The 13,340-nt window shown below is 53.5% G+C and carries 10 protein-coding genes; 2 read left to right on the forward strand and 8 right to left on the reverse strand.

What is annotated here, in order from left to right; genetic code table 11:
- Positions 1-50 precede the first annotated feature (50 nt).
- The 7 genes from aspS to CCY01nite_RS27145 all read right to left on the reverse strand — a co-directional run bounded on the left by aspS (position 51) and on the right by CCY01nite_RS27145 (position 8,938).
- Positions 51-1,799: an aspartate--tRNA ligase gene (aspS, locus tag CCY01nite_RS04360; RefSeq protein ID WP_146858151.1), complete on the reverse strand. Its 1,749-nt coding sequence runs from the start codon at positions 1,797-1,799 to the stop codon at positions 51-53.
- 59 nt (positions 1,800-1,858) lie between these two features.
- Positions 1,859-2,890, reverse strand: a complete 1,032-nt coding sequence (locus CCY01nite_RS04365; protein WP_146858153.1) for an NAD(P)/FAD-dependent oxidoreductase — start codon at positions 2,888-2,890, stop codon at positions 1,859-1,861.
- A 74-nt stretch (positions 2,891-2,964) separates the two neighbouring features.
- On the reverse strand, positions 2,965-3,852 hold the full coding sequence (gene sucD, locus CCY01nite_RS04370; RefSeq protein ID WP_146858155.1) for a succinate--CoA ligase subunit alpha: 888 nt from the start codon (positions 3,850-3,852) through the stop codon (positions 2,965-2,967).
- A gap of 93 nt (positions 3,853-3,945) precedes the next feature.
- Entirely contained in the window at positions 3,946-4,767 is an 822-nt protein-coding gene (locus CCY01nite_RS04375; protein ID WP_146858157.1) for an ABC transporter ATP-binding protein, read from the reverse strand.
- Positions 4,768-4,792: 25 nt separating this feature from the next.
- Positions 4,793-5,536 carry an MlaE family ABC transporter permease gene (locus CCY01nite_RS04380; RefSeq protein WP_146858159.1) on the reverse strand — a complete coding sequence of 248 codons (744 nt, stop codon included), beginning with the start codon at positions 5,534-5,536 and terminating at the stop codon, positions 4,793-4,795.
- Between the two features lie 52 nt (positions 5,537-5,588).
- Positions 5,589-6,620, reverse strand: coding sequence for a hypothetical protein (locus CCY01nite_RS04385; protein WP_146858161.1), 1,032 nt, complete (start codon positions 6,618-6,620; stop codon positions 5,589-5,591).
- Positions 6,621-6,628: 8 nt separating this feature from the next.
- Positions 6,629-8,938, reverse strand: a complete 2,310-nt coding sequence (locus CCY01nite_RS27145; RefSeq protein WP_146858163.1) for an NADP-dependent malic enzyme — start codon at positions 8,936-8,938, stop codon at positions 6,629-6,631.
- 113 nt (positions 8,939-9,051) lie between these two features.
- Between CCY01nite_RS27145 and CCY01nite_RS04395 the strand changes: the two genes are divergently transcribed.
- Complete coding sequence (locus tag CCY01nite_RS04395; RefSeq protein ID WP_146858165.1) at positions 9,052-9,501, forward strand: DUF4293 domain-containing protein; 450 nt, start codon at positions 9,052-9,054, stop codon at positions 9,499-9,501.
- Positions 9,502-9,579: 78 nt separating this feature from the next.
- Here the strand turns inward: CCY01nite_RS04395 and uvrA are convergent, their stop codons facing one another.
- Entirely contained in the window at positions 9,580-12,381 is a 2,802-nt protein-coding gene (gene uvrA / locus CCY01nite_RS04400) for an excinuclease ABC subunit UvrA (protein ID WP_146858167.1), read from the reverse strand.
- 355 nt (positions 12,382-12,736) lie between these two features.
- Between uvrA and CCY01nite_RS04405 the strand changes: the two genes are divergently transcribed.
- Positions 12,737-13,318 carry an RNA polymerase sigma factor gene (locus CCY01nite_RS04405; RefSeq protein ID WP_186830893.1) on the forward strand — a complete coding sequence of 194 codons (582 nt, stop codon included), beginning with the start codon at positions 12,737-12,739 and terminating at the stop codon, positions 13,316-13,318.
- Positions 13,319-13,340: the final 22 nt, after the last annotated feature.

Consider the following 13,340-nt stretch of genomic DNA (forward strand, 5'->3'; position numbering starts at 1 on the left):
GGAAACGCTGCGGCCTTCAACCCGCAGCGTTTCAATAGCAATAATATTTCTTACTTCAGCAAAGACAGCTTCAGCTCATCCAGCTGCACCTGGTCGATCTCGCTGGGTGCGTCGAGCATTACATCGCGGCCGGAGTTATTTTTCGGAAAGGCGATGAAGTCGCGGATGGTTTCATTGCCGCCGAGCAGGGAGCAGAAACGGTCGAAGCCGAACGCGATACCGCCGTGCGGGGGCGCTCCATATTCAAATGCGCCTAACAGGAAGCCGAATTTATGGTTGGCTTCTTCCTTGCTCATGCCGAGCGCGGCGAACATTTTTTCCTGCAGGTCTTTCTGGAAGATACGGATGGAACCGCCGCCGATCTCGGTGCCGTTCAGCACGATGTCGTAGGCATTGGCTTTGATCTTTTTGTATTGTGCGGGATCGTCCATCAGGTGAATATGTTCAGGCTTGGGCGCGGTGAACGGATGGTGACGCGCTACCCAACGGTTCTCTTCTTCCGCATATTCGAACAGCGGGAAGTCGATCACCCAGAGCGGTTTGTATTCGTCCTTGTTGCGGAGGCCGAGGCGTTCGCCCATTTCGAGGCGCAGTTCGCTCATGGCTTTGCGGGTGCGTTCTTCCTTGCCGGCGAGGATGAGGATCAGGTCGCCGGGTTGTGCCTGGCACTGGTCCGCGAAAAGCTGCAGCCCTCTTTCGTTAAAGAATTTATCGATGGAGCTTTTCAGCGATCCGTCCGTATTGTACTTGATATAGATCAGGCCCGTCATGCCGATCTGCGGGCGCTTCACCCATTCGGTCAGCTCATCAAGTTGTTTGCGGGTGTATTCGCTGCAGCCTTTTACGTTGATGCCTACGATCAGTTCGGCTTCATCAAATACTTTGAAACTGTTGCCGCGGCCGGGCTCACCAAGGTCTACCAGCTTCATTTCAAAGCGGATGTCCGGCTTGTCGTTCCCATAATATTTCATGGCGTCGTCCCATGTCATGCGCGGGAACGGTTCATGGAATTCGATCCCTTTGATCTCGTGGAACACATGTTTGGTCATTTCCTCGAAGTTCTGCAGCACATCTTCCTGGTCCACGAAGCTCATTTCGCAGTCGATCTGTGTGAATTCCGGCTGGCGGTCTGCACGAAGGTCCTCGTCCCGGAAGCATTTCACGATCTGGTAATACCGGTCGTAACCGCTTACCATCAGCAGCTGCTTGAAGGTCTGCGGAGATTGCGGCAGGGCGTAGAACTGGTTCGGGTTCATGCGGCTGGGCACCACAAAGTCACGCGCGCCTTCGGGAGTGGACTTGATCAGGTAAGGCGTTTCAATATCCATGAAGCCCCTGCTGTCCAGGAAGTTCCGCACGGAGCGGTTCACCCGGTAGCGGAGCGTGAGGTTCTGCTTAACGAGGTTGCGGCGGAGATCGAGGTAACGGTATTTCATGCGCAGCTCATCGCCACCGTCCGTATCGTCCTGGATGGTGAAGGGCGGCGTTTTGGAGCCGTTGAGCACGGTAAATTCGGATACGGTGATCTCTATATCGCCAGTGGGAATGTTGTTATTCTTGCTGGTACGTTCGGTTACGGTGCCTTTCACCTGCAAAACGAATTCGCGGCCCAGCGGTTGTTTGTCCAGCTGCGCATTGAGGCTTTCGCCCAGCAACAGCTGTGTAATACCATAGCGGTCGCGCAGGTCTACAAACGTAATGCTTCCAAACTTGCGGACGGTTTGCACCCATCCTGCCAGTGTTACCGGCTGCCCTGCATGTTCCATGCGCAATTCACCACATGTGTGCGTTCTGTACATTATTCTAAGCTTTTCTTTTAATTAGGGAGGTCAAAGATAAGATATGGAGGTCTGAAAATCTACCTCAAAGCATTAAAATACCGTTTAATATCTATTTCCGGGGGTAAGGGCGTGGCTTCCAGCAGGTGGCGGACGAATTGCTCGGCGGCCCAGGGGGCCAGGGAACAGCCTTTGGAACCCATTCCATTAAAGATCCCTACCTGCGGGAAGCGGGGGTGCATGCCCACCAGCGGGCGCCTGTCCGGGCCGGAGGGGCGGATGGCGGACAGATGGGCTTCCACGGTGTAAGGTACCTTCAGCAGTTGCCGCAGGCTTTCTTCTATCTCCGCGCGCTTCTCCGCCGTGGGCGCGGCATCCGCATAGTCCCAGGAAAAAGTGGCGCCGGCCCAGTACGTGCCGTCTTCAAGGGGCACCAGCGTAATGCCTTTCTTGATGATATCGCGGGTGTGGAGCGCGGCGCGGATCACGAGCGCTTCGCCTTTGTTGGGCAGGAATTTCAGCTTGCCGAACCAGGGGTTGGACGGGCTGTCCACCCCTTCGCAGAAGATGACGGCGGCGGCGCTTACATCTCCGTAGCGTACGCCCTGTTCCGTGATGTTCAGTGCTGCTGCGTTAAAACGTTCTGTTCTGAGGTGCAGGCGCTGCCGCCAGGCGGGGAGCAGGGTGTTGAGCTGCACGTTGGCGCCTTTTACGATGCCGGCGCCGAAAGGCTGATGCAGGGTGGCTTCGTGGCGGGGAGCTTCGGGCTGTTGCATATAAGGCGTTGCTGGCAAAGCTGCCGCAAACGCATCCCGCATCTGCGCCGAAGGCCATACGTTCCAGATATCGCGCTCATGAAAGCAGCTGATCCCGAGTTCCGCTTCCATTTCCCGGTAAGTACGCACCGCCAGCGGATATATCGTTTCGTATAGCCATGCCAGTTCAAACTTCCTGCCGGATACCGGGTTGATGATACCGGATGCGGTGCGGGAAGCGGTACCCGGCCGGGCATCGTCGTACATCAGCACCCGCTTGCCGGCCTTTTGCAGGAACCAGCTTAGCATGGTGCCGGAAATGCCCTGCCCAACGAGCATGTAATCGTACATCTGCATAAGACCGCAAAGGTAACCAGAATAAAAAAAGGCTGATCATTGTGATCAGCCTCAAAAATGATAATGAGTTATGTTCAGGCAGGTACTGCTTTTCCGCTCAGTACTTCCGCCATTTTCTTTCCGATGTCGGCCGGACTGTCCACTACGTGAACGCCGCAGGCGCGCATGATCTTCATTTTAGCTGCTGCGGTATCGTCCGCACCGCCGATGATAGCACCGGCGTGGCCCATACGGCGGCCCGGAGGCGCGGTCTGGCCGGCGATGAAACCAACTACAGGCTTGCGGGGATTCGCTTTGATCCATTCTGCCGCTTCTGCTTCCATGCTACCGCCGATCTCGCCGATCATGATGATCGCATCGGTTTCGGGATCGTTCATCAGCAGTTCCACGGCTTCTTTGGTAGGCGTTCCGATGATCGGGTCGCCACCGATGCCGATAGCGGTAGAAACGCCCAGGCCGGCTTTCACCACCTGGTCTGCCGCTTCGTAAGTGAGGGTACCGGATTTGGAAACGATGCCCACGCGGCCTTTCTTGAAGATGAAGCCGGGCATGATGCCTACTTTGGCTTCTTCCGCGGTGATCACACCGGGACAGTTAGGCCCGATCAGGCGGGTGTTATGGGATTGCAGGTAGCTTTGGGCTTTCACCATGTCCTGCACGGGAATTCCTTCTGTGATACAAACTACCAGCGCGATGCCGGCATCCGCGGCTTCCATGATCGCATCGGCGGCGAATGCCGGAGGCACGAAGATGATGGAAACATCCGCTCCCGTTTCTTTTACCGCATCTGCCACGGTATTGAATACCGGGCGGTCCAGGTGGCTGCTGCCGCCTTTACCGGGGGTTACGCCACCTACCACGTTGGTGCCGTATTCAATCATTTGTGTGGCATGGAAAGTACCCTCGGTGCCGGTAAACCCCTGCACGATCACTTTACTGTCTTTATTAACTAAAACACTCATCGCGACTGATTTATTTGATGATTTTATTGATTCTTCCTGTTAAGGCGGGACAAAAATAACGGATAATGGCTAAAAAGTAAAGCGGGGGATATATTAACTATTTGTCTTATTTCCGCCTTCCTGCTTGCCGCCGCGCCATTTATTGTCCTGAAAGTACTCGCTCTGGCGCATTTCCTTGATATCCTGGAAGAATTCGGAGGCGAAGATGAAGTCGTTCAGCTTTTTGTCTTTCGCGAAAATAATGTCCTTATTGCTGCCTTCCCACTGTTTAAGGCCCTGGTGCATGTACATGATATGGTCGCCGCTTTCCATAACGGTGTTCATATCGTGGGTATTGACCACGGTGGTGATGTTGTATTCCGCCGTGAGGTCCTTGATGAGCTTGTCTATCACGAGGGAGGTCTGCGGGTCCAGGCCGGAGTTGGGCTCGTCCACGAACAGGTATTTCGGGTTCAGTACGATGGCCCTGGCGATGCCGACCCTTTTTTTCATCCCGCCGCTGATCTCGGCAGGGTATTTTTTATTGGCGTCCTTGAGGTTCACACGGTCCAGGCACTCCTGCATTCTTTTCCGTTTTTCCTTGTAGTTGCCGCGGGCGAACATATCCAGCGGGAACATCACGTTTTCTTCCACGGTCATACTGTCAAACAGCGCGGAGCCCTGGAACAGCATGCCTATCTCCTGCCGGATGGGTTTCTTTTCCATATCGTCCATCGCGGTAAAATCCTTTCCGTTATACAATATCTGTCCGCTGTCCGGCTTGATAAGCCCTACCATACATTTCATCAATACGGTCTTTCCGCTGCCGCTGGCGCCGATGATAAGATTGGTCTTACCGGCTTCCATTTTGGCGGATACGTCCTGCAGGATCACTTTTTCTCCGAAGCTTTTGCGAATATTGATCAATTCTATCATAAAAAGGTTCGTCTCGGTTTGAAGGTTAGAGCAGCATGGCCGCCAGGAGGTAATCTGTGAACAGGATCAGGATGCAGCTTACTACCACTGCTTTCGTGCTGGCGCGGCCGATCTCCAGTGCGCCGCCTGTCACATTATAGCCGTAATAGGCGGGAATGCTGGAAATGATGAAGGAATAGGTGAATGCCTTGCTCAGCATTACAAACACATTATAGCCGTCGAAAGCGGCTCTCAGCCCTTTCATATATTCTTCGGAGGAAATGATGCCGCTGAGCATGCCGGCCTGCAGGCCGCCCCAGATGCCGAGGAACGCGGCGATCACCACCAGGCAGGGAATGGTGATCAGGGCCGCCAGTATCTTAGGACCAATAAGGTATGCTTTTGTGTTGATGCCCATGATCTCCTGCGCGTCGATCTGTTCGGAGATGCGCATGTTGCCCAGTTCGGAGGCGATCTTTGATCCTACCACGCCGCCAAGCACGATGCAGACCATCGTGGGCGCCAGTTCCAGGATCAGCGTGTCCCGCACGATCTGCGCGATGGTGGACTTCGGGATGAAGCCCGCTACCAGCTGGTAGGCGGTTTGCACGGTGGTCACCGCACCCAGGAAGAGGGAGATGATGAACACTATCCCTAACGACCCAACGCCGATGTCCGTACACTGGTGCATGAATTCCTTCCAGTACATCCGCATGTTTTCCGGGCGGGAGAACATGCCTTTTATCATCAGTATGAACCTGCCGAAATGATAGAAAAACTTAAACTCCATAACTGGTCAAAGATACTTGAAAATCGGTTTGAAGCACAAGATGTGCTTTTAATTAACGCAGGCTGTTTACCAGCAGGCGTTTCAGACTGCGTTCAATGATCTCGCCCATGGTCTTGCACCTTGCAAAAACGGGATCATGATAATGTTGCGCCAGCTCTTCACCAAGCTGGCTGATCTTCTCGGGAAAGGATACACGGTCTGTCATGATCACGTCCCGCAGGTCTTTGATGCGGTGCCGCTGCGTTTTGATGCGCCGCGCAATGAGCGACCGCTCTTCCTGCTGGTACTGCTTCACCACTTCCGCATTCAGGTGCTGCATGGCCAGTTCCACGAACACGCGGTTCTCCTTGAAGAACTGCGGCATGTAGAGGGTTTTCTTGCCTTCGTAGAACTGCTGGTCGAAGTCGATCGCGCGGATGCGGAACTGCACATCATCAAAGTCTGGCGTAATATCGAAGATGAAATTGTAGGAGCGCATGTCGCCCAGCAGGCGCACAAAGCAGCGCTCGTTGAATTTTACGAACTCCTTGGCGATCCTTTTTTTGTTGAACTCCGGCCGGTCGAGATAATCTTTCGCGAACTGGTCGCCCGGCACGCCGGCAATATGTTCTTCCACCAGCGTATTCCCGTCCACCAGGAAGTTCATCCAGTACGGCGATACGATATGTTCCAGCTCCAATCCGTAAATGCGCGATGCATCCGCGATCTTGATGTAGAAATAATCGTATACCTCGTTGTAATTGTTGACGATCTTGATGCGGAAGGGATGCGAGTTACCGAAGGTGCAGTAATCGATCCGCTCGATGTGCAGGTGTTCTTCCGCCGACTGGTCCCCGCCCGCTTTGAGAATGGAATAGATCCGCTTCAGCCCGGCATGCAGCTGCGCCGTCATGCTTTGCGGGTAGAAAACGGATTCCCAGAGCGTGTCTTTACCGGCTTTATCGTACACCGGGATGCCGGAATCGTAGTATTTCAGCTCCTCGTAAGATACGGGCAAAGGCATTTCCCGCTCGTACAGCTTCAGGTATTTTCTGAATGCCGGGTTGAGCGGGAAGAATATCTTTTTACGGGAGATGGATTGCATCGTGAAAATTACGAATTTTTCTTCTTCCCGTTCTTCTCCTCGGTTTTGCAGCATTTCGTTTGTGCGTCTACAACCGCGATCAACACTACGTTTACGATCTGCCGCACGGTGGAGCCCAGCTGCAGGATGTGCACCGGCTTTTTCATGCCGAGCAGAATGGGACCGATGGAATCGAAACCCGCTACTTCCTGCAGGAGGTTGTACGCTACGTTGCCTGCCGCGAGGTTCGGGAAGATCATGGTATTCACATCTCCTTCTATCAGTTCGGAGAAGGGATAGTTGTCCTGCAGGATTTCCTTGTTGAATGCCATGGCGGCCTGTATCTCACCATCCACGATGAGGGTCGGGTCTTTCTGCTTCACGATCTTGCGCGCCTGGCTCACCAGCAGCGCTTCGGGCGTCTGGCTGGAACCGAAGTTGGAATAGGATACCATGGCGATGCGCGGTGTGATGTTGAACTGGCGCACTTCTTTGGCTACCAGCAGGGTGATGTCCGCCAGCTCTTCCGCCGTGGGATTGAAGTTGACGGTTGTATCGGCCAGGAACAAAGGCCCGCGTTTGGTATTGATGATATACATGCCGGCTACACGCTTCGCGCCTTCTTCCATGCCTATTACCTGCAAGGCGGGGCGGATCGTGTCCGGGTACTTGCGCGTGAGGCCAGAGATCAATGCATCGGCTTCGCCGGTTTCCACCATCATGCAACCAAAGTAGTTGCGCTCACGCATGATCTTCTTTGCTTCGTAGAGGTTAAATCCTTTGCGCTGGCGTTTCCGGAAGAACAGCTCTCCGAAGTGATGGCGTTTGGCGGCCATTTCTTCGCTTTTCGGATCAACGATCTGTGCATTGTCGATCTCGATGCCGTTCTCTTCCATCAGCTGACGGATGCGCTTTTCGTTGCCGAGCAGGATGGGAATGGCGATATCTTCATCGCTTACCACCTGTGCGGCTTTCAATATCTTGATGTTGTCTGCTTCCGCAAATACCACGCGGCGCGGATCTTTCCGGGCTTTGGAGCCGATGACGCGGAACAGCTGGTTGTCCAGTCCCAGGCGGTTGTTCAGCTCCACTTTATACGCTTCCCAGTCTGTGATCTGCCCCTGCGCCACACCGCTTTCCATGGCCGCTTTAGCCACTGCGGGCGCTACGGTGCTCAGCAGGCGGGGATCGAGGGGTTTGGGAATGATATAGTTCGCGCCGAACACAAGGTTGCGTTCGTTATACGCCAGGTTCACAATGTCCGGCACGGGAGATTTGGCCAGCTCGGCCAGCGCATGCACGGCGGCGAGCTTCATGGCTTCATTGATCTGCGTGGCCCTTACGTCCAGCGCGCCGCGGAAGATGTAGGGGAAGCCCAGTACGTTGTTCACCTGGTTGGGATAATCGGAGCGGCCGGTGGCCATGATCACATCGGGACGGGCTTGCGTAGCGGTTTCCCAGGGGATTTCGGGATCGGGATTGGCCATCGCGAAAACGACGGGGTTCTTCGCCATGCTTTTCACCATTTCAGCCGTCACCACATTCCCAACAGAAAGGCCGACGAACACGTCCGCGCCTTTCAGCGCTTCGGCCAGCGTGTTCACTTTGGAGCTGGTGGCGAATTGCTGTTTCATCTCGTCGAGGTCGGTGCGTTGCTTGTTCAGCACACCGTCTTTATCGAACATGATGAAATTGGCGGGATTGGCGCCGAGAGAAGCATATAATCTTACGCAGGCCATGGCGGCGGCGCCGGCGCCGTTCACCACGAACTTTACTTTTCCTATTTTTTTCTTTACCAGGTCCAGCGCATTCAGCAGGGCGGCGCTGGAAATGATGGCGGTGCCATGCTGGTCGTCGTGCATGATGGGTATCTTCAGCTCCCTGCGCAGCCTGTCTTCAATGGCAAAGCATTCGGGACTTTTGATATCTTCCAGGTTGATGCCGCCGAAAGTGGGCTCCATCGCTTTTACCACCCGCACGAACTCATCCACATCTTTCGTATTCAACTCAATGTCAAACACATCAATGTCCGCAAAAATCTTGAACAGCACGCCTTTCCCTTCCATCACGGGTTTGCCGGCTTCGGGGCCGATATCTCCGAGGCCAAGCACGGCGGTGCCATTGCTGATAACGGCCACCAGGTTGCCTTTGGCGGTATATTTATAAACGTTCTCCACATCGCGGGCAATTTCCTTGCAAGGCTCCGCCACACCGGGCGAGTAAGCCAGCGAAAGGTCCCACTGGGTTTTGGTATCTTTCGTAGGTATGACTTCTATCTTGCCGGGTCTGCCTTGCGAATGGTAATCGAGTGCATCCTGCTTGTTGAGTTTTCTGGCCATAGAGATTGTATTGGGCGTGCAATATACGAAGTATCCGGGGTACGGGGCCTAGAACGTTCGTGCAGGTTCGCAGGAATTATTTACTTTTACGGCGTTAAACATTGCCAAATATCATGATACAACGCATCCAGACCCTCTTTTTACTGCTGGCCGCCGCTGCGGGAGGCACCATGGGATACTTCAACCTGTGGAAAGCCAAAATATCCAAAGGCCCCGCTATCAGCGAGGAGTATTTTAACGCCACATCCAGCTATCTGATATTTACGGTATTGATGGTGACTACTTTGCTGTCACTTGTTTGCGTTTTCCTCTATAAGAACCGCAAGCTGCAGTTCAGGCTAACGGTATTGAATATACTGCTGGCCATCGGCGTGCTGCTGCTGATCTATTTCAAGGTGCAGGACAATGCCAATGCGATCATCAACAGCGGCGGCACCATTGTGCAGGCTTCTTTCCTGCTGCCGGCGTTCCTGCCGGTGGTAATGGTGGTGTGCCTGTTCCTTGCGGCCCGGGGGATTTACAAGGATGAAAAGCTGATCAAGTCGCTGGACAGGCTGCGGTAATTCCGCCGTCCGGCGTAAAAAATAAAAAGACGGATGTGCCGAAGCATCTCCGTCTTTTCTTTATTGATATCGATCTCCTTACAGGAATTTTCCCGTGTAGCTTTCCTTTACTTTTTTCAATCCATCCGGCACACCGGCGTACAACAGGTTGCCGCCGCCTTCGCCGCCTTCCGGCCCCAGGTCTATCGCCCAGTCCGCCGAGCGTATCACATCCAGGTTGTGTTCGATCACCAGCACGGAATGCCCCTGGTCTATCAGCGCGTTGAAGGAGCTGAGCAATTTTTTGATATCATGAAAATGCAGGCCGGTGGTGGGCTCATCGAAGATAAAAAGGATATGCCCCTGCGCCTTGCCTTTGCCGAGGAAGGAAGCGAGCTTCACACGCTGCGCCTCGCCGCCGCTCAGGGTGTCCGAGGACTGGCCGAGCTTTACGTAGCCGAGGCCCACATCGCTTAACGGGCGGATCTTGTTCACCACATCTTTTTCATCTTTGAAAAATTCGATCGCTTCGTCCACGCCGAGTTCCAGGATGTCGTAGATGTTCTTTCCCTTGTAGGTCACTTCCAGCACTTCGTCCTTGAAACGTTTGCCGCCGCAGCTTTCGCAGGTGAGATGCACGTCCGCGAGGAACTGCATTTCCACGATCACTTCACCTTCGCCTTTGCAGGCATCGCAGCGGCCGCCATCTACGTTAAAGGAAAAATGCTTCGGCTGGAAACCGCGCATTTTGCTGAGCGGTTGTTTGGAAAAGAGGTCGCGTATCTCGTCGTATGCCTTGATGTAGGTGACGGGATTGGAACGGGAGGATTTGCCGATGGGGTTCTGATCGATCATCTCGATCTGCGTGATATAATCGAGGTCCCCTTTCATGGCGCGGTGCTGGCCCACGCGGTCTGTGAACTCGCCTTTCAGCTTCATCAGTGCGGGGTAGAGGATTTGCTTTACCAGCGTGGTCTTACCGGAGCCGCTCACGCCGCTTACAACGGTGAGGATGCCGAGCGGAAATTCCACATCGATGTTCTTCAGGTTATTCTGGCGGCAGCCTTCGAGTACTACCGAGCGCTTCCATTTGCGGAGGTGCGCCGGCGGCTCGATGCTGAGCTGTCCGCCGAGATATTTGCCGGTGAGGCTTTTGCCGTCTTTTAATATTTCAGGATAGGTGCCTTCGAAGATCACTTCCCCGCCGAGGTGGCTGGCCAGTGGCCCCATGTCTATGATGTAGTCCGCGTTTTCCATGATCTGCTCATCGTGCTCCACGATTACTACGGTGTTACCAAGGTCGCGCAGCTCGTGCAGCACATTGATCAGGCGGTGCGTATCACGCGCATGCAGCCCGATGCTCGGTTCATCCAGGATATACAGGGAATTGGTGAGGTTGCTGCCGAGCGTACGCGTGAGCTGTATGCGCTGGCTTTCGCCGCCGCTCAGCGTATTCGCCACACGGTTTAAAGTAAGGTAGCCCAAACCTACGTCCAGCAAGGTCTTCAAACGATGATTCACTTCTATCATGATGCGTTTGGACACCTGCTGCTGGTATTCGTTCAGCTCCAGCTTGTCGAACCAGACCTTCAGTTTCTCCACCGGCATGTCTACCAGCGTGGCGATGCTTTCGCCGCCGATCTTCACATAGAGCGCTTCTTTACGGAGGCGGGCGCCTTTGCAGGTGGGACAGGTGGTGCGGCCACGGTAGCGCGCCTGCATCACGCGGTATTGTACTTTGTAGAGGTTCTGCTCTACCATTTTGAAGAACTCGTTCAGACCGTAGAAATGTTCATTCCCTTCCCACAACAGCTGTATCTGTTCGTCCGTTAATTCGGAAATTGGCTTGTGAATGGGGAAGCCGAACTTGCGCGATGCTTTGATCAGCGCTTCTTTATATTCCCCCATCTTTTCCCCGCGCCATGGCGCTACGGCGCCTTCGAAAACGCTCAGCCGCTTGTCAGGGATCACGAGATCGGGGTCTATGCCGAGCACCTGGCCGAAGCCTTCGCAGGAGGGACAAGCGCCGTAGGGGTTATTAAAGGAAAAAAGATTGGGCACCGGCTCTTCGAACTGGATGCCGTCCAGCTCAAAGCGGTTGGAGAATTTCTGTCCGATCTTGCCGTCCACTTCCAGGAAGCAGTCGCCTTCCCCTTCGTAGAAAGCCGTTTGAATACTGTCCGCGATGCGGTGTTTGTCATCTTCATCAAAATCCTTTACCACAATGCGGTCTATCAGCACGTAAGTATCTTTCGCGAGCTTTAGTGTTTTCTGTTCCAGCAGCTCTTCGATGCGCACGAGCGCGCCGTTGGCGTACAGGCGGGAGAAGCCTTTCTGCATGAGGATGTTCAGCTCTTCGGCGGGCTTGCGGTTGGCATGCTGGCGGAAAGGCACGAGGATCTGCACTTTGCTGCCGGCTTTGAGACCGGAGAGGTAGTCCACCACATCGCTCACTTCATGTTTCTTCACTTCTTTCCCGGAAACGGGGGAATACGTTTTACCGGCGCGGGCGTAAAGCAGGCGGAGGTAGTCGTACAGTTCCGTCATGGAGCCCACGGTGGAGCGGGGCGTGCGGGTGATGACTTTTTGTTCGATGGCGATAGCGGGACAGATGCCTTTGATATAGTCCACATCCGGCTTGTTCATCCGCATGAGGAACTGGCGGGCGTAGGCGCTGAGGCTTTCCGCGTAGCGGCGCTGGCCTTCGGCGTAAAGGGTGTCCATCGTGAGGCTGGATTTGCCGGAGCCGCTGACGCCGGTGACCACCACCATTTTATTGCGGGGGATAGAAACGTTTACATTCTTGAGATTGTGTACCCTGGCTCCTTTGATGAAAATATGGTCCTGCGGGCTTACTGGTTCGCGTTCAACGGTTACTTCCCTGGATTTTTTTGTGCGCATAGAAGCACAAATTTAAGGATTTCGGGAATGGGATGAGGGCGTATCCTTTTTTTCTAATATCCTAGAAAACAACTAATTAAACAATTTCATAAAGTAAACTTTATTTATTATTAGATTTTATCCGCTCCGGAAATCCCGAATCCCGCGCCCTACGTACATTTTTAATACCAAATTTATTTTGCGGACATTGTTTTATTCAACTATTCCGCTATATTTGCAATAACCGGGTCTTATACCTAATATGGCCAAAATTCATTACTAAAAAACTGGACATTATCGCATAAACTCTACGCTATCACACAACCTACTGACTGTTAAGTCCGTACTATTTACTAACCGTTATTGGTAGACGTTTATGCAAGTAATGTACAAACTGAATGACGAACAACTGATCACCCTCTTCAGGAAGGGGCACTCTTCAGCCCTGGAAGAACTGGTATACCGGCACAAGGACAAGCTATTCACCTCTATCGTATTGCTCGTTAAAGACGCTTTTCTCGCTGAAGATATTTTTCAGGATACCTTCATCAAGATCATCGACACCATTCGCGCAGGACGTTACACGGAAAAAGGCAAGTTCCTTCCCTGGGCCATGCGCATCGCTCACAACCTTTGCGTAGACCACTTCAGAAAGATCAAACGCACTCCGCTTATCAAGACCAGTGACGACAAAGATATTTTCAATGTTTTAGGATTCAGTGAACCCAGCGCGGAAGAGCAGATGATGACCCGCCAGAGCCACGACAATGTGCGCAAAATGCTGGACCTGCTGCCCGAAGAGCAGCGCGAAGTGATCATCCTCCGCCATTATGCGGAACTGAGCTTTAAAGAGATAGCCGACCTCACCAGCGTGAGTATCAATACTGCATTGGGCCGTATGAGATATGGCCTGATCAATCTCCGGAAGATGATGACGGAGAAGCAGATTTGTTTGTAACCTTTTTTTGCTTGCCATGAAC

Origin of the sequence: Chitinophaga cymbidii, from assembly GCF_007992715.1 — a bacterium.
In the GTDB taxonomy this organism is placed as follows: Bacteria; Bacteroidota; Bacteroidia; order Chitinophagales; family Chitinophagaceae; genus Chitinophaga; species Chitinophaga cymbidii.